Source organism: Streptomyces sp. NPDC056373 (assembly GCF_042262425.1).
In the GTDB taxonomy this organism is placed as follows: Bacteria; Actinomycetota; Actinomycetes; order Streptomycetales; family Streptomycetaceae; genus Streptomyces.
In genome coordinates this window covers 182,560-200,508 of the sequence record NZ_JBHJPX010000016.1, presented here as the reverse complement: position 1 = coordinate 200,508, position 17,949 = coordinate 182,560, and the positions used below count along the sequence as shown (strand labels likewise).

The following is a 17,949-nucleotide window of genomic DNA, read 5'->3' as shown; positions in this document are numbered from 1 at the left end:
TTACGTCACCCCACGATGGTCGCGATGGGCAGCTTCTCGATCCGGATCGCCGACGCCTTGAACTCCGCCGTCCCCGCGATCGGGCAGTTCGCCTCGATCGTCAGCTGGTTGGTGTCCACCTCGTCCGGGAAGTGCATGGTCATGAAGGCGAGCCCCGGCCGCAGCGCGGTGTCCACCCACACCGGCGCGGTCACCGAACCGCGCCGCGAGGTCACCTGGACGTGCTCGCCGACCACGACCCCGTAGCGCTCGGCGTCCTCCGGGCTCAGCTCGATGAACTCGCCGCGCCTGAGCGGCGAGGCGTAAGCGCCGCTCTGCACACCGGTGTTGTACGAGTCGAGCCGCCGTCCGGTGGTGAGCCGGACCGGGTACCGCTCGTCGGTGAGGTCCACCGGCGGGTCGTGCTGCACGATCCCGAACGGAGCGAGCGGGCCGCGCCGGGCGGGGTCCGACTCCCACAACCGGCCGTGCAGATACGTCGGTTCGATCCCGTCCGTGCTCGGGCAGGGCCACTGGATGCCCTGGTGCTCCTCCAGGCGCTCGTACGTCATGCCGTAGTGGTCGGGTGAGACGGACCTCAGCTCGTTCCACACGGTCTCGGCATCGGCGTACTTCCAGTCGTGCCCGAGCCGGGCCGCGAGGTCGCAGATGATGTCGATGTCCTCGCGGGCCTCGCCGGGCGGGGTGACGGCCTTGCGGACGCGCTGGACGCGCCGCTCGCTGTTGGTGGTCGTGCCGTCGGTCTCCGCCCAGCCGGCGGTGGCCGGCAGGACGACGTCCGCGAGCTGGGCCGTCTTCGTGAGGAAGATGTCCTGCACGACGAGGAAGTCCAGGGCTTTCAGCCGCCGCACGGCCTGCTCGCTGTCCGCCTCGGACTGCGCCGGGTTCTCGCCGATGCAGTAGACGGCCTTGAGAGTGCAATCCTCCATGGCCTCGAACATCTCCGTGAGGTTCAGGCCGTAGTGCGGCTGGATGACGGTGTCCCAGGCCGACTCGAACTTCAGCCGGGTGTCCGGGTCGAGAATGTCCTGGAAGCCGGGCAGCCGGTTGGGGATCGCGCCCATGTCGCCGCCGCCCTGCACGTTGTTCTGGCCGCGCAGGGGCTGCAGGCCCGAGCCGTAGCGGCCGACGTGCCCGGTGAGCAGGGACAGGTTGATCAGGGCGCGGACGTTGTCGGTGCCGTTGTGGTGCTCGGTGATGCCCAGGGTCCAGCACAACTGGGCCCGTTCGGCGCGGGCGTAGGCGTGCGCCAGCTCGCGGATGGCCGCGGCCGGTACGCCCGTCACCTTCTCGGCGAGCGACAGCGTCCACGGCTCGACCAGGGCCTTGTACTCCTCGAAGCCGGTGGTGGCCCGCTCGATGAACGCCTCGTTCGCGAGCCCCGCGTGGATGATCTCGCGGCCGATCGCGTGCGCCATCGGGATGTCCGTGCCGACGTTGAGCCCCATCCAGCTCTCCGCCCACTCGGCGGTCGAGGTCCGGCGCGGATCGACGGCGTACATCCGGGCGCCGTTCCTGATCCCCTTCAGCACGTGCTGGAAGAAGATCGGGTGCGCGAACCGGGCGTTGGAGCCCCACATCACGATGACGTCGGTGTGCTCGATCTCCTCGTACGACGACGTCCCGCCGCCCGAGCCGAACGCCGCCGACAGGCCCGCCACGCTCGGGGCGTGACAGGTGCGGTTGCAGGAGTCGACGTTGTTGGTGCCCATGACGACCCGGGCGAACTTCTGCGCCACGTAGTTCATCTCGTTGGTGGCGCGGGCGCAGCTGAACATCCCGAAGGCGTCGCGGTTGCGCCCGAGGCCGGCGGCGGCCCGGTCCAGGGCCTCCTCCCAGGTGGCCTGCCGGAACGGCTCGTCGCGGGAGTCCCGGACGAGCGGGTGGGTGAGCCGGGTGTAGGTCGTGGAGGTCCGGTCGCGTTTCCTCATGCGGCGCTCCTCAGCGCGAGCAGGTCCGAGATGGCGTGCACGGTGCGCAGGGTGGGCACCTCCACGCCGGTGATCTCCGCCAGCTCGACGACCGCCGCCAGCAGCACGTCGAGTTCGAGCGGTTTGCCGCGCTCCAGGTCCTGGAGCGTGGAGGTGCGGTGGTCGCCGACCCGCTCGGCACCGGCGAGCCGGCGCTCGACGGAGACGCCGACCTCGCAGCCGAGGGCCTCGGCGACCGCCAGCGTCTCGGTCATCATGATCTCGATGACCTTGCGGGTGCCGCCGTGCAGGCACATCTGCCGCATGGTCGCGCGGGCCAGGGCGCTGATCGGGTTGAACGAGATGTTGCCGAGCAGCTTGACCCAGATGTCGCCGCGCAGGTCCGGTTCGACGGGGCACTTCAGCCCGCCCGCCTGCATGGCCTCGCTGAACGCGAGACAGCGTGCGGAGCGGCTGCGGTCGGGCTCGCCGATGGAGAACCGCGTGCCCTCCAAGTGGCGTACGACCCCCGGCCCTTCGAGTTCGGTCGCCGCGTAGACGACGCAGCCGATGGCCCGTTCGGGCGCGAGCACCGCACTGACCGCGCCGTCCGGGTCGACACTCTCGACACGGTGGCCGTCGTACGGGCCGCCGTGCCGGTGGAAGTACCACCAGGGGATGCCGTTCTGGGCCGCGACGACCGACGTCGTCTCGTTCAGCAAGGGCGCGATCAGCGGCCCGCACGCCGCGTACGCGTTGGCCTTGAGGCCCAGGAAGACATGGTCGACCGGGCCGACTTCGGCCGGGTCGTCGGTGGCGTGGGGGCGCGCGGTGAAGTCGCCGCGTGGGCTGCGCACCCGGACTCCGTGCTGCCTCATGGCCGCCAGATGCGGTCCACGGGCGATGAGATGCACCTCGGCGCCCGCGCGGTGGAGCGCGGCGCCGACGTAGGCGCCGATGGCACCGGCGCCGAGAACTGCGACTTTCACGGGAACACTCCGTTCGGTTTGAGGGATACCGCGGAGGTGGCTGCCGTCCGGCCGCTCACGGGTCACGTATGGCTCGCGGACGGCTTGTGTCGACGAAATATTGTCTACAGTATGGAGGTTGGGTGGGCAAGGGTGCGTGCGCCGACCGTTCGGCGCATGCCGGATACCGTTCACCGCATACGGCCGCCGTGCCGACTTCCCAACTCCCGTGTCGGATCTCTACCGTCCGGGGTTCATGAGTCCCCCAGTCGCGCCCCCGGGCTGGAGCCGCTGGCTCGTTCCGCCCGCCGCTCTCTCCGTACATCTCTCCATCGGCCAGGCCTACGCCTGGAGCGTGTTCAAACCGCCCCTCGAATCCGCTCTCGGCCTCAGCGGCACGCAGAGCGCGCTGCCCTTCCAGCTGGGCATCGTCATGCTGGGCCTGTCCGCCGCGTTCGGCGGCACCCTCGTGGAGCGCAACGGCCCGCGCTGGGCCATGACCGTCGCCCTGATCTGCTTCTCCTCCGGCTTCCTGCTCTCCGCGCTGGGCGCGTCCCTGGAGCAGTACTGGCTGATCGTCCTCGGCTACGGCTTCGTGGGCGGCATCGGTCTCGGCATCGGCTACATCTCGCCCGTCTCCACGCTGATCAAGTGGTTCCCGGACCGGCCCGGCATGGCCACCGGCATCGCCATCATGGGCTTCGGCGGCGGCGCGCTCATCGCCTCGCCGTGGTCGGCCCAGATGCTGGAGTCGTTCGGCGGCGACAGCACCGGCATCGCACTGGCCTTCCTGGTGCACGGGCTGTCGTACGCCGTGTTCATGCTGCTGGGTGTGCTCCTGGTCCGCGTTCCGCCTCATGCCCCCGAGGCGCGCGGAACCGCGCGGCAAGCACCCACCGGCCCGCAGGTCTCGGCGAAACAGGCGCTGCGCACCCCGCAGTTCTGGCTCCTGTGGATCGTGCTCTGCATGAACGTCACCGCCGGCATCGGCATCCTGGAGAAGGCCGCGCCGATGATCACGGACTTCTTCGCGGACACCTCCACCCCGGTGTCGGTGACGGCCGCCGCCGGTTTCGTCGCGCTGCTGTCCGCGGCGAACATGGCCGGCCGCATCGGCTGGTCCTCCACGTCCGACCTCATCGGCCGCAAGAACATCTACCGCGTCTACCTGGGCGTCGGCGCCCTGATGTACGCCCTCATCGCCCTGTTCGGCGACTCCTCCAAGCCGCTGTTCGTCCTGTGCGCGCTGGTCATCCTCTCCTTCTACGGTGGTGGTTTCGCCACGGTTCCGGCCTATCTGAAGGATCTGTTCGGCACGTACCAGGTCGGCGCCATCCACGGGCGGCTGCTCACCGCCTGGTCCACGGCCGGGGTGCTGGGCCCGCTGATCGTGAACTGGATCGCCGACCGGCAGGAGGAGGCGGGCCGGCACGGCGCGTCCCTGTACGGGCTGTCCTTCGTGATCATGATCGGGCTGCTCGTCGTCGGCTTCGTCGCCAACGAACTGGTGCGGCCCGTCGACCCCCGCCACCACGTCCCCGCCCCGAAGGAGGCCGCCCATGTCGAGCGACAGCAGTCAGAGTCCGCCTAGCCCGGACCGGCGGTGGCTGATCGCCCTCGCCTGGGTGTGGGTGGGCGTACCGCTCGTCTACGGGCTGTACGAGCTCGTCCGCAAGGCGACGCAGCTGTTCACCGGGTAGGAGCCGGACACGAGCGGGACCCGGGCGCGGGCAGGAGCCCGGGTCCGGGTGGCGGCCGGGCTCGGGCGGCAGGCGGGCCGCCGGGTGGGCGTTCGACAGGTGTCCGGGCGTCCGGGCTCCTGACCGAAGCTGACAACCCCGGCGCCCGTTTCCTGTCGCCTTGGCTGCCGTCGTACCCGTGAGTCACTGATCAGACTGGTGGATCCGCTACCCAAGGCAACGAGGGGGATCCACCCAATGAACGGCTCGCGCATCGCCGCCGTCGGCCACTACCAGCCCGCCAAGGTCCTCACCAACGAGGAACTGACGGGCCTGGTCGACACCAGTGACGAGTGGATCAGGAGCCGGGTGGGCATCCGCACGCGTCACATCGCCGGACCCGACGAGCCGGTCGACGAGCTGGCCGCCCACGCCGCCGCCAAGGCGCTCGCCGGGGCGGGGCTGGCCCCGGCGGACATCGACCTGGTCCTGGTCGCGACGTCCACCGCCGTCGACCGCTCGCCCAACATGGCCGCCCGGGTCGCGGCCCGCCTGGGCATCCCGCAGGCCGCCACCATGGACCTCAACGTCGTGTGCGCGGGCTTCACCCACGCCCTGGCCACCGCCGACCACGCCGTCCGGGCGGGGGGCGCGAGCCGGGTGCTGGTCATCGGGGCCGACAAGATGTCCGAGGTGACCGACTGGAGCGACCGCACCACCTGTGTGCTGGTCGGGGACGGGGCCGGGGCGGCGGTGGTGGAGGCCGCCGGCGAGCCCGCCATCGGACCGGTGCTGTGGGGCTCGGTGCCCGAGATGGGCCACGCCGTGCGCATCGAGGGCACCCCGCCGCGCTTCGCCCAGGAGGGCCAGAGCGTCTACCGCTGGGCCACCACACAGCTGCCGCCCATCGCCCGCCGGGCCTGCGAGCGGGCCGGGCTGGAGCCGGCCGACCTCGCCGGGGTCGTGCTGCACCAGGCGAACCTGCGCATCATCGAACCCCTCGCGGAGAAGATCGGCGCCGTCAACGCGGTCGTCGCCCGCGATGTGACCGAGTCCGGCAACACCTCGGCCGCGAGCATCCCGCTGGCCTTCTCGAAGCTGGTCGAACAGGGGGCGCTCACCACGGGCGACCCGGTGCTGCTGTTCGGCTTCGGCGGGAACCTGTCGTACGCCGGGCAGGTCGTCCGCTGCCCTTGAGTGCCGGCCCGGTCCCTGGCGGTGTGACGCGGTCAACTCCCCGAAACCCTGGCACTTGTGGGCCGTAGACTGTAGACGAAAGACAATCAATACTGACTCTGCGGCGATACCGGCTCGCGCCGCGTTGTGCACGGCCCTGCCGAGGAGGGGGACCGCGATGCTGTCGACAGGCCTGCCCCAGGGGGCGGTACCCAAGCTGGAACGCCCGGGACCGCTGCGCGACCGTGTCTACGAGGCACTGCTCGAACTCATCACGACCCGTGCGCTGCAGCCCGGCCAGCACCTCGTCGAGAGCGAACTCGCCGGGCACCTCGGCGTCTCGCGGCAGCCGGTGCGCGAGGCGCTGCAGCGGCTCAACACCGAGGGGTGGGTCGATCTGCGGCCCGCCCAGGGCGCGTTCGTGCACGAGCCGACGGAGGAGGAGGCCGACCAGCTCCTCACGGTCCGTACGCTCCTGGAGGCCGAGGCGGCCCGGCTCGCGGCGGCCAACGCGAACAGCGCGGGCATCGCGGCCCTGGAAGCACTGTGCGCGGAGGGCGAGAAGGCCGTCGAGGCCGATGACGTCGACGGGGCCGTCGCCATGAACGCCCGCTTCCACGCCAAGATCATGGAGTTCGCCGGCAACGCGGTCCTCGCCGAACTCGCCGCCCAGGTGGACCGGCGTGTGCGCTGGTACTACACGCCGGTGGCCCGTCGGCGCGGTCACCAGTCCTGGATCGAGCACCGCGAGCTGATCGCCGCGGTCGCCGATCGGGACGAACAGCGCGCCACCCAGCTGATGCGCGCACACACCGAGCACACGCGGCGCTCGTACCACGCGCGTTCCCGCTCGTAGCTCAGTGGCCGTAGGTCCCAAGCCCCGGGGTTCCATGGCTCCGGGGCTTTGTGACGCCACCACACGCGGCTGCGAGGCGGGGCAACCTCACCACTCCTTTGTCCTGTGAGTGGAAAAAGTAGGGGGCAATTCCTGCGCGACTTCTTCCCAGCCCCGGCAGCCGCTGCTACGTTCCCTCCGAAAGCAAGCCACCACGGTGGCGGGAAACCGGCGCGCACAGGCCGATCGAGGCGGGGAGGGGCTCGTGAGACGCATGACGGCACGACCCGGAAACGCCCACCAGGCCCGACTGCTCAAGCTGTTGCGCGACGGCGGCCCCAACTCCCGTGCCCAGCTGGGCGACCAGATCGACCTCTCGCGGTCCAAGCTGGCCGTGGAGGTGGACCGGCTGCTGGAGACGGGGCTGGTCGTGGCCGACGGACTCGCCGCCTCGCGCGGCGGCCGCCGCTCGCACAACATCCGTCTCAACCCCGAGCTGCGCTTCCTCGGCGTCGACATCGGCGCGACCTCGGTCGACGTCGCCGTCACCAACGCCGAACTGGAGACCCTCGGGCACCTCAATCAGCCCATGGACGTGCGCGAGGGACCCGTCGCCGTCTTCGAGCAGGTCCTCGCCATGGCCGCGAAACTGAGGGCCTCCGGGCTCGCGGAAGGGTTCGACGGCGCCGGTATCGGCGTCCCGGGCCCGGTCCGCTTCCCCGAGGGCATCCCGGTGGCGCCGCCGATCATGCCGGGCTGGGACGGCTTCCCCGTGCGGGAGGCGCTCAGCCAGGAACTCGGCTGCCCGGTCATGGTCGACAACGACGTGAACCTGATGGCGATGGGGGAGCAGCACGCGGGCGTCGCCCGCACCGTCGCCGACTTCCTCTGCGTCAAGATCGGCACCGGCATCGGCTGCGGCATCGTCGTCGGCGGCGAGGTCTACCGCGGTACGACGGGCAGCGCCGGCGACATCGGGCACATCCAGGCCGTTCCCGACGGCCGCCCCTGCGCCTGCGGCAACCGGGGCTGCCTGGAGGCCCACTTCAGCGGGGCCGCCCTGGCCCGCGACGCAACGGAGGCCGCCCAGCAGGGACTTTCGGCCGAACTGGCCTCGCGGCTGGAGACCGACGGCGGCCTCACCGCCGTCGACGTCGCCGCCGCGGCCGCCGCCGGTGACGCCACCGCACTCGAGCTGATCCGCGAGGGCGGCAACCGCACCGGCCAGGTCATCGCAGGCCTGGTCAGCTTCTTCAACCCGGGCCTGGTGGTGATCGGCGGCGGGGTGACCGGCCTCGGTCACACCCTGCTCGCCGCGATCCGCACCCAGGTCTACCGCCAGTCGCTGCCGCTGGCGACCGGCAACCTTCCCATCGTTCTGGGCGAGTTGGGCCCCACCGCCGGGGTGATCGGCGCGGCCCGGCTCATCAGCGACCACCTGTTCTCACCCGCGTAAGCCCGCACCCCCGTACGGCCGCACCAGCACGACCCGCTGCTCCGCCCTGCCCTGCCCGGCCCTGAACACGCCTGTTCGGCAAGCGCCCTGACACCGGCCCGCCCGCCAAGGGGACCTCATGGCACCAGAACCACCGCTGCTCAGCATGTCCGGCATCACCAAGTCGTTCCCCGGAGTCCGCGCCCTCGACGGCGTCGACCTCGACGTCCAGGCCGGTGAGGTGCACTGCCTGCTCGGCCAGAACGGGGCCGGCAAATCCACCCTCATCAAGGTGCTGGCCGGCGCCCACCAGCCCGACACGGGGACCATCCACTGGCACGGCGAGGAGGTGACGCTGCGCTCGCCGATCGCCGCCATGCGCCTCGGCATCGCGACCATCTACCAGGAACTCGACCTGGTGGAGCACCTCTCGGTCGCCGAGAACGTGCACCTGGGGCATGAGCCGACCACCGCCGGATTCGTCGTCCGGGGGAAGGCGGCAAGGACGTCAACGGCCGCTCTGCTGGGACGACTCGGCCATGCGGAGATCGATCCGGCCCGGCTGGTCGGCGAACTGCCGGCGGCGCAGCAGCAGATCGTGTCCATGGCGCGGGCGCTCTCCCACGACGTGCGGCTCATCGTGATGGACGAGCCCTCCGCCGCGCTCGACCCGGACGAGGTCGACAACCTCTTCCGTATCGTCGGCGACCTCACCGCCGCCGGAGTCGCCGTCGTCTACATCTCGCACCGCCTGGAGGAGATCCGCCGTATCGGCGACCGGGTGACGGTGCTCAAGGACGGCCGGGCCGTCGCGGGCGGCCTCCCCGCGAAGTCGACCCCGACCCGCGAGGTCGTCGCGCTGATGACGGGACGCAACGTCGAGTACGTCTTCCCCGACCGGCCTCTCTCGCCGCCACCCGGCGAACCCGTGCTGACCGTCCAAGGGCTGTCCAGGCAAGGAGAGTTCGAGCCTCTCGACCTGGAGGTCCGCCCGGGCGAGATCGTCGGCCTCGCCGGACTCGTCGGCTCGGGCCGCTCCGAGATCCTGGAGACCGTCTACGGCGCCCGCAAACCGACGGCCGGTCAGGTGCTGGTCGACGGCAGGGCCCTGAAGCCGGGCAGCGTGCGCGCCGCCGTCCGGGCCGGACTCGGGCTCGCCCCCGAGGAACGCAAGGCGCAGGCCCTGCTGATGCTGGAGTCCGTCACCCGCAACGTGTCGGTCTCCTCCATGTCCCGCTTCTCGCGCGGCGGCTGGATCGACCGGGGCGCCGAACTCGGTGCGGCCCGGGCCGCCACCCGCGAGCTGTCGCTCCGGCCGGACAACCCGTCCGTGCCCGTGCGCACCCTGTCCGGCGGCAACCAGCAGAAGGCAGTCCTGGCCCGCTGGCTGCTGCGCGGCTGCAAGGTGCTGCTGCTCGACGAACCCACCCGCGGCGTCGACGTCGGCGCCCGCGCCGAGCTCTACGCGGTCATCCGCAGGCTGGCCGACGAGGGGCTCGCCGTGCTGCTGGTCTCCAGCGAGGTGCCCGAGGTGCTCGGCCTCGCCGACCGCGTGCTGGTGCTGCGCGAGGGCCGGATCGTGCACACGGCGCCCGCGCGCGAACTCGACGAACACCGCGTACTCGACCTGGTCATGGAAGGAAGCCCGGCATGACGCAGCCTGTCTCCCCGCCGCGGGGCAGCACCGCGAAGGTGCCCGAGGCTCAGCCCCCGGCCTGGCGCGGCCTGCCGGCCCGCGCCGACGTCCGCACCCTCTCCCTGCTCGGCGTGCTCGCCGCACTGATCGTCGTCGGCGGCATCACCAAGCCCGACGAGTTCCTCGACACCCGCAATCTGCAACTGGTCCTCACCCAGGCCTCCGTGGTCGGCGTCGTCACCGTCGGCATGACCTTCGTCATCGTCTCCGGCGGTATCGACCTGTCGGTCGGCGCGATCGTCGCCCTCGCCTCGGTGTGGGCCACCACCGTCGCCACCCAGGAGTACGGCTTCGCGGGCATCCTCTTCACGGCGATCGTCGTCGGAGTCGGCTGCGGCCTGGTCAACGGGGTGCTCATCGCCTACGGCTCGATGGTGCCGTTCATCGCCACCCTCGCCATGCTGGCCTCCGCCCGCGGCCTCGCCCTGCAGATCACCGACGGCAAGACGCAGATCGTCACCGTGCCCTCCGTCCTCGACCTGGGGGAGCGCGACGCCTACGTCCTCGGCATCCCGCCCCTGGTCATGGTGTTCGCCGTCGTCACGGTCATCGGCTGGCTGGTGCTCAACCGCACCACCTTCGGCCGCCGCACCGTCGCGGTCGGCGGCAACCCCGAGGCCGCGAGGCTCGCCGGCATCGACGTCCGCCGCCAGCGGCTCTACCTCTACCTGCTGTCCGGGCTGTGCTGCGGCATCGCGGCCTTCCTGCTGATCGTCCTGTCCGGCTCCGGCCAGAACACCAACGGCAACCTCTACGAACTCGACGCCATCGCCGCCGCGATCATCGGCGGCACCCTGCTCACCGGCGGCCGCGGCACCATCACCGGATCCGTGCTCGGCGTCCTGATCTTCTTCACGATCACCAACATCTTCGCCCTGAACAACCTGCAGAGCGACGTCCAGCAGATCGCCAAGGGCGCGATCATCGTCGCCGCCGTGCTGGTCCAGCGCCGTACCGCGAGCACGACCTGAGAGCCGCACCGCACCCGCCCGGCACGACCTGAGGAAAGGGTTCTCCCGCCATGACAGAGATCACGAGCCGCAGAGGGCTGCTCTTCGGGGCCGCCGCCGTCTCCGCAGGTGCCCTTCTCACGGGGTGCACGAGCAACGAGCCGTCCGACTCCGAGGACGAGCCGGCCGGCAACGGCCGGCCGGCCGCCGACGACAAGCCCGGCAAGAAGGTCACCATCGGCTTCGCCGGACCGCAGGCCGACCACGGCTGGCTCAACGCCATCAACGACAACGCCAAGAGCCGCGCCGAGAAGTACTCCGACGTCACCCTGGAGATCACCGAGGGCTCCAACGACACCGCCCAGCAGATCGGCCAGATCGAGACCCTCATCAACAAGAAGGTCGACGTCCTGGTCGTGCTGCCCGCGGACGGCAAGGCACTCACCCAGGTCGGCCTGAAGGCGATGCGGGCCGGCATCCCGGTCGTCAACCTCGACCGCATCTTCAACACCCCGCAGGCCTACCGCTGCTGGATCGGCGGCGACAACTACGGCATGGGCCTCAACGCCGGGCACTACATCGGCGAGAAGCTCAAGGGGAAGTCCGGCGCCCGTGTCATCGAACTGGCGGGCCTGGACAACCTGGAACTCACCAAGCAGCGCACCAAGGGCTTCGACGACGCCCTGAAGAACTACCCCGACATCAAGAAGGTCGCCCGGCAGGCCGCCGAGTTCACCGTCGAGTCCGGGCAGGCCAAGATGGCCCAGCTGCTCCAGGCCCAGTCGAAGTTCGACGCCCTGTGGAACCACGACGACGACCAGGGCGTGGGCGCGCTGCGCGCCATCGAGCAGGCCGGGCGCGACGACTTCCTGATGGTCGGCGGCGCCGGCGCGCTCTCCGCGTTCCAGGCCATCAAGCAGGACGACGGTGTGCTCAAGGCGACCGTGCTGTACCCGCCGACGATGGCCGCTTCCGCGATCGACCTGGCCCGCGCCCTCGGACAGAGCAAGGGCATCGGGGGCCTCGCCGAGTTCGAGATCCCGTCGTCGCTCACCCTCTACTCGGCCGTCGTCGACAAGACCAACGTCGACCAGTACATGTCCACCGGCTTCAAGTGAGCCACCCCGCACCCCCCACGTGCGCCACCCCGACCAGGACGAGGAGGACACCCGTATGGGACAGCCGCAGGAGCAGCCGGAGGGGACCGAGGCAGGCAAGCCACCCCTGCGCGTGGGGATGGTGGGCTACGCCTTCATGGGAGCCGCCCACTCCCAGGGCTGGCGCACCGCCGGCCGCGTCTTCGACCTGCCGCTGAACCCCGTCCAGGCGGTGATCTGCGGCCGGGACGCCGCCGCGGTCCGGGCCGCGGCCGACCGGCACGGCTGGGAGACCACCGAGACCGACTGGCGGGCCCTCGTGGCACGGGACGACGTCGACCTGGTCGACATCTGCACCCCCGGCGACAGCCACGCCGAGATCGCCCTGGCCGCCCTGGCCGCGGGCAAGCACGTCCTGTGCGAGAAGCCGCTCGCCAACACCGTCGAGGAAGCCACCTCGATGGCGCTGGCGGCCGAGGAGGCCCACGCCCGCGGCCAGGTGGCGATGGTCGGCTTCAACTACCGCCGGGTGCCCGCCACCGCCCAGGCCCGCCGCATGGTCGCCGAGGGCCGCCTGGGCAGGCTGCGGCATGTACGGGTGACGTACCTCCAGGACTGGCTGAGCGACCCCGCGTTCCCGCTGACCTGGCGGCTGCGCAGGGAACAGGCCGGTTCGGGCTCGCTCGGCGACCTGGGCGCGCACATCGTCGACCTCGCGCAGTACCTGGTGGGGGAGCCGCTGGCGGGCGTCTCCGCGCTGACGGAGACCTTCGTCCGGGAACGGCCGCTGCCCACCGGCGCCACCAGCGGGCTGTCCGCCGTGACCTCCGCCGGAACCGGGCAGGTCACCGTCGACGACGCCGCCCTGTTCACCGCCCGCTTCCCCTCCGGTGCACTGGCCTCCTTCGAGGCCACCCGCTACGCCACCGGCCGCAAGAACGCCCTGCGCATCGAACTCAACGGGGAGCGCGGCTCACTCGCCTTCGACCTGGAACGGCTCAACGAGCTGTCCTTCCACGACGCCGGCGAGCCCGGTGCGGAGGCCGGTTTCCGGCGGATCCTCGTCACCGAACCCGACCACCCCTACCTGGAGGCCTGGTGGCCGCCGGGTCACGGCCTCGGCTACGAGCACACCTTCGTCCACCAGGCCCGCGACCTCGTCCACGCCATCGCCGAGGGACGCCGCCCCGAACCCTCCTTCGCCGACGGGCTGCAGGTGCAGCGTGTGCTCGCGGCGGTCGAGGAGAGCGCCGAGAAGAACTCCGTCTACACGCCGATCGCGGTCTGAGGAGGCCACGAGATGCCGCGCACCTTCACCCTGTTCACCGGCCAGTGGGCGGACCTGCCCCTCGAGGAGGTCTGCCGCCTCGCCCGCGACTTCGGCTACGACGGCCTCGAACTCGCCTGCTGGGGCGACCACTTCGAAGTCGACAAGGCGCTGGCCGATCCCTCCTACGTGAAGTCGAGGCAGCAGCTCCTCGACAAGTACGGCCTCAGGTGCTGGGCGATCTCCAACCACCTGGCCGGCCAGGCCGTCTGCGACGCCATCATCGACGAGCGGCACCAGGCGATCCTCCCGGAAGCGGTCTGGGGCGACGGCGAGCCGGAAGGCGTCCGGCAGCGGGCCGCCGACCGCATGAAGGACACGGCCCGGGCCGCCGCAGCCTTCGGAGTGGACACCGTCATCGGGTTCACCGGCTCCGCCATCTGGCATCTGGTCGCCATGTTCCCACCCGCGCCCGAGGCGATGATCGCACGCGGCTACCAGGACTTCGCCGACCGGTGGAACCCGATCCTGGACGTCTTCGACGCCGAGGGCGTGCGGTTCGCGCACGAGGTCCACCCCAGCGAGATCGCCTACGACTACTGGACCACCCAGCAGGCCCTGGAAGCCGTCGGCAGGCGCCCCGCCTTCGGCCTCAACTTCGACCCTTCGCACTTCGTGTGGCAGGACCTCGACCCGGTCGGCTTCCTCTGGGACTTCCGCGACCGGATCTACCACGTCGACTGCAAGGAGGCCCGCAAGCGCCTCGACGGACGCAACGGCCGGCTCGGCTCCCACCTGCCCTGGGGCGACCCGCGGCGCGGCTGGGACTTCGTCTCGGCCGGGCACGGCGACGTCCCCTGGGAGGACGTCTTCCGCATGCTGCGCTCCATCGACTACACCGGCCCGGTCTCCGTCGAGTGGGAGGACGCCGGAATGGACCGGCTCCAAGGGGCGCCCGAGGCGCTGACCCGGCTCAAGGCCTTCGACTTCGACCCGCCCAGCGCGTCCTTCGACGCCGCGTTCAACAGCTGAACCACGAGTTCACCGCACTGACCTGCCTTGACGCGCTCAAGGCACGCACACCTCCGGGGTGACGGCGCACCCCGGCGCCCGCACCGCACGCTACGCACCCACCCCGTACGGCCCACCCCGTTCCCGGAGGGACTTCGTGCACAGAACCAGACCCAGAAGCACCCGCACCCCCAGGCGTACCGGACTTCGCACCACCGTCGCCCTGTTCACCGGCCTGCTTCTCGCCGTCGGAACCCCCGCAACCGTCGCCGGCGCCCACCCCGGGCACCCGGAACACGACGAACCGGCGGCCGCCGAGGGGCAGTTCCAGCAGGTGCCGCTCGCCAAGGGCGAGCCCGAGACGGGCGAGCCCATGTCGCTCGCCGTGCTCCCGGACCGCAGCGTCCTGCACACCTCGCGCGACGGCACACTGCGCCTCACCGACCAGGGCGGCGTCACCAAGATCGCCGGCAGGCTCGACGTCTACAGCCACGACGAGGAGGGCCTCCAGGGCGTCGGCATCGACCCGGACTTCAAGAACAACCGGGCGATCTACCTCTACTACGCCCCGCCGCTCGACACCCCCGCGGGCGACGCCCCGGAGACCGGCACCGCCGACGACTTCAAGAGGTTCGACGGCGTCAACCGCCTCTCCCGCTTCGTCCTCAACCCCAACGGCACGCTCAACCTGTCCAGCGAGAAGAAGGTCCTGGACGTCGCGGCCTCCCGGGGCACCTGCTGCCACGTCGGCGGCGACATCGACTTCGACGCGGACGGCAACCTCTATCTGTCGACCGGCGACGACACCAACCCCTTCTCCTCCGACGGCTACACCCCGATCGACGACCGGCCGAACCGCAACCCCGCCTTCGACGCCCGCCGCAGCGCCGGCAACACCAACGACCTGCGCGGCAAGATCCTGCGCATCAAGGTCGCCGAGGACGGCTCCTACACCGTCCCGGAGGGCAACCTCTTCGCCCCCGGCACCGGCAAGACCCGCCCCGAGATCTACGCGATGGGCTTTCGCAACCCGTTCCGGATGAGCGTCGACGACAAGACCGGCACCGTCTACGTCGGCGACTACGGTCCCGACGCCGGCGCCGCCGACCCCGAGCGCGGCCCGGGCGGACAGGTCGAGTTCGCCAAGGTCACCAAGGCCGCCAACTTCGGCTGGCCCTTCTGTACCGGCGACAACGACCCCTACGTCGACTACGACTTCGCCACCAAGGAGTCCGGCGAGACCTTCGACTGCAACGCCCCGAAGAACACCTCGCCGCACAACACGGGCCTCACCGACCTGCCGCCCGCGCAGGCCGCCTGGATCCCCTACGACGGCGGCTCCGTGCCCGAGTTCGGCAGCGGCTCCGAGTCCCCGATGGGCGGCCCGGTCTACCGCTACGACCCCGAGCTGAACTCCGGCGTGAAGTTCCCCGAGGCCTACGACGGCGACTTCTTCGCCGGTGAGTTCGGGCGCCGCTGGATCAAGCGGATCGAGCAGAACGCGGACGGTTCCGTCGCGAAGATCAACGACTTCCCCTGGACCGGCACCCAGATCATGGACATGGAGTTCGGCCCCGACGGCGCCCTCTACGTCCTCGACTACGGCCTCTCCTGGTTCCAGGGCGACAAGGACTCCGCGCTGTACCGGATCGAGAACGCCGAGGACGGCTTCTCCCCGATCGCCGAGGTCAGCGCCGACAAGTCGTCCGGCGCGGCCGGCCTGAAGGTCAAGTTCACCGCCTCCGCCAAGGACGCCGACTCCACGGACCTCACCTACAGCTGGGACTTCGGCGACGGCACCAAGGGCGAGGGCCTCAACCCCACCCACAAGTACAAGAAGACCGGCACCTACAGCGCCACCTTCACCGCCAAGGACCCCGAAGGCAACACAGGCAACGCCAGCGTCCGCATCGTCGTCGGCAACACCGAGCCGAAGGTGACGATCGAGACCCCGGGCAACGGCAGCATGGCCGCCTTCGGCAAGCCCGTCCCGTTCAAGGTGAAGGTCACCGACCCCGAGGAGACCGTCGACTGCTCCAAGGTCAAGGTCACCTACAGCCTCGGCCACGACGTGCACGCCCACGAGCTGACCAGCGAGATGGGCTGCGAGGGCACCCTGACACCGCCCCCCGGTGACGGCGGACACGACCCCAACGCCAACATCTACGGCGTCGTCGGGGCCAGTTACACCGACGGCGGGGCGAACGGCCAGGAGACGCTGACCGGCACCGCCCGCGCCGTGCTCCAGCCGCTGCACCGGCAGGGCGAGCACTTCACCAGCCAGTCGGGCGTGACGGTGATCGAGAAGACCGGCGCCAACGGCGGCAAGACCGTCGGCAACATCGACGAAGGCGACTGGATCTCCTTCAGCCCCTACCGGTTCGACGGGCAGAAGAAGATGACCGTGCGGGCCTCCTCCGGCGGCGCGGGCGGCTTCATCGAACTGCGCACCGGCTCGCCCGACGGCCCCCTGCACGGCTCGGCGTACATCCCGCCGACCGGCGGCTGGGAGACGTTCCAGAACGTCGACGTGCCGTTGCGGTCGCTGCCGAAGAAGACCACGGACATCTACCTGGTCTTCAAGGGCGGCGAGGGCGCGCTGTACGACGTGGACGACTTCGAGTTCTCCAAGGAGCCGTTCAAGGGCGGCAAGAAGGTCCTGGTCTTCTCCAAGACCGCCGGGTTCCGGCACGACTCCATCCCGGCGGGCATCACCGCCCTGAAGGAGCTCGGTGGCCCGGCCGGCATCACCGTCGACGCGACCGAGGAGGCCAGGCAGTTCACCACGACCAACCTCGCCAAGTACGACGCGGTGGCCTTCCTGTCCACCACGGGTGATGTCCTCAACACCGAACAGCAGAAGGCGTTCGAGGACTACGTGGCGGGCGGCGGTGGCTACCTGGGCATCCACGCGGCTGCCGACACCGAGTACGACTGGTCCTTCTACGGCGGCCTCGTCGGCGCCTACTTCGACTCGCACCCGGCCATCCAGAAGGCCACCGTCCGCGTCGAGGACCACGACCACCCGTCCACCGCGCACCTCGGCGACGCCTGGGAGCGCACCGACGAGTGGTACAACTACCGCACCAACCCCCGTGAGAAGGCCAAGGTCCTCGCCACCCTCGACGAGACCACCTACCAGGGCGGCACCATGAAGGGTGACCACCCGATCGCCTGGTGCCAGAGCTACGGCGGCGGCCGGTCCTTCTACACCGGCGGCGGCCACACCAAGGAGTCCTACACCGACGCCGCCTTCCGCGCCCACCTGCTCGGCGGCCTGCAGTACGCCACCGGCCAGGTGAAGGCGGACTGCAAGCCGGGCAAGGACCACCGGAAGATCTTCAACGGCCGGACCCTGGACGGCTGGAAGCAGGCCGGCCCCGGGAAGTTCGACGTCAAGGACGGCACCCTTGTGTCCGAGGGCGGCATGGGCCTGCTCTGGTACCAGGCCAAGGAGCTGAAGTCGTACTCGCTCAAGCTCGACTGGAAGATGCGGGGCGACGACAACTCCGGGATCTTCGTGGGCTTCCCCGCCTCCGACGACCCCTGGTCCGCGGTGAACAAGGGCTACGAGATCCAGATCGACGCCACCGACGCGCCCGACCGCACCACGGGCTCCGTCTACTCCTTCAAGTCGGCGAACATCAAAGCCCGTGACCAGGTCCTGCGGCCGCCCGGCCAATGGAACTCCTACGAGATCAAGGTCCAGGGCGAACGCCTCCAGGTGTTCCTCAACGGAGTCAAGATCAACGACTTCACCAACAAAGACCCCGAGCGGAGCCTGACCGACGGCTACATCGGCCTGCAGAACCATGGCGCCGACGACCAGGTCTCCTTCCGCAACATCCAGCTGAAGGAACTGCCCGTCCAGGGCCAGTGAACGGCGGCGGGCGGGGGACGCCGGACCCCCGCCCGCCGTCCCCGT

General features: G+C 70.5%; 13 protein-coding genes. 11 read left to right on the top strand and 2 right to left on the bottom strand.

Annotation, left to right across the window (positions count from 1 at the left end; all coding sequences use genetic code 11):
* Positions 1-5: 5 nt before the first annotated feature.
* A complete protein-coding gene (locus ACFCXS_RS30870; protein ID WP_376646645.1) occupies positions 6-1,931 on the bottom strand; it encodes a molybdopterin oxidoreductase family protein in 1,926 nt (641 codons plus the stop codon).
* Positions 1,928-2,899: a 2-dehydropantoate 2-reductase gene (locus ACFCXS_RS30865; protein ID WP_376646644.1), complete on the bottom strand. Its 972-nt coding sequence runs from the start codon at positions 2,897-2,899 to the stop codon at positions 1,928-1,930. The genes ACFCXS_RS30870 and ACFCXS_RS30865 overlap by 4 nt, the downstream gene beginning before the upstream one ends.
* Before the next feature lie 235 nt (positions 2,900-3,134).
* Here ACFCXS_RS30865 and ACFCXS_RS30860 point away from each other — a divergent pair, with 235 nt between their 5' ends.
* The 11 genes from ACFCXS_RS30860 to ACFCXS_RS30810 all read left to right on the top strand — a co-directional run bounded on the left by ACFCXS_RS30860 (position 3,135) and on the right by ACFCXS_RS30810 (position 17,904).
* On the top strand, positions 3,135-4,469 hold the full coding sequence (locus tag ACFCXS_RS30860; protein ID WP_376646643.1) for an OFA family MFS transporter: 1,335 nt from the start codon (positions 3,135-3,137) through the stop codon (positions 4,467-4,469).
* Positions 4,438-4,578, top strand: coding sequence for a hypothetical protein (locus ACFCXS_RS30855; RefSeq protein WP_199808545.1), 141 nt, complete (start codon positions 4,438-4,440; stop codon positions 4,576-4,578). Before ACFCXS_RS30860 ends, ACFCXS_RS30855 begins: the two co-directional genes overlap by 32 nt.
* A gap of 237 nt (positions 4,579-4,815) precedes the next feature.
* A complete protein-coding gene (locus tag ACFCXS_RS30850) occupies positions 4,816-5,754 on the top strand; it encodes a beta-ketoacyl-ACP synthase III (protein WP_376646642.1) in 939 nt (312 codons plus the stop codon).
* A 157-nt stretch (positions 5,755-5,911) separates the two neighbouring features.
* On the top strand, positions 5,912-6,589 hold the full coding sequence (locus ACFCXS_RS30845) for a GntR family transcriptional regulator (RefSeq protein WP_376646641.1): 678 nt from the start codon (positions 5,912-5,914) through the stop codon (positions 6,587-6,589).
* Between the two features lie 253 nt (positions 6,590-6,842).
* Positions 6,843-8,024 carry an ROK family protein gene (locus ACFCXS_RS30840; RefSeq protein ID WP_376646640.1) on the top strand — a complete coding sequence of 394 codons (1,182 nt, stop codon included), beginning with the start codon at positions 6,843-6,845 and terminating at the stop codon, positions 8,022-8,024.
* Between the two features lie 118 nt (positions 8,025-8,142).
* Positions 8,143-9,657, top strand: coding sequence for a sugar ABC transporter ATP-binding protein (locus tag ACFCXS_RS30835; protein ID WP_376646639.1), 1,515 nt, complete (start codon positions 8,143-8,145; stop codon positions 9,655-9,657).
* Positions 9,654-10,670 (top strand): ABC transporter permease, encoded by a 1,017-nt coding sequence (locus ACFCXS_RS30830; protein ID WP_376646638.1) that lies wholly within the window; start codon positions 9,654-9,656, stop codon positions 10,668-10,670. Before ACFCXS_RS30835 ends, ACFCXS_RS30830 begins: the two co-directional genes overlap by 4 nt.
* 50 nt (positions 10,671-10,720) lie before the next feature.
* Positions 10,721-11,767 (top strand): substrate-binding domain-containing protein, encoded by a 1,047-nt coding sequence (locus ACFCXS_RS30825; RefSeq protein WP_376646637.1) that lies wholly within the window; start codon positions 10,721-10,723, stop codon positions 11,765-11,767.
* Positions 11,768-11,822: 55 nt separating this feature from the next.
* Positions 11,823-13,034 (top strand): Gfo/Idh/MocA family protein, encoded by a 1,212-nt coding sequence (locus tag ACFCXS_RS30820; RefSeq protein ID WP_376646636.1) that lies wholly within the window; start codon positions 11,823-11,825, stop codon positions 13,032-13,034.
* Between the two features lie 12 nt (positions 13,035-13,046).
* Positions 13,047-14,045, top strand: a complete 999-nt coding sequence (locus ACFCXS_RS30815; protein WP_376646635.1) for a sugar phosphate isomerase/epimerase family protein — start codon at positions 13,047-13,049, stop codon at positions 14,043-14,045.
* 136 nt (positions 14,046-14,181) lie between these two features.
* The gene (locus tag ACFCXS_RS30810; protein WP_376646634.1) at positions 14,182-17,904 is read left to right on the top strand and encodes a ThuA domain-containing protein; all 3,723 of its coding nucleotides are present in this window, start codon (positions 14,182-14,184) and stop codon (positions 17,902-17,904) included.
* The last annotated feature ends 45 nt before the right edge of the window (positions 17,905-17,949 follow it).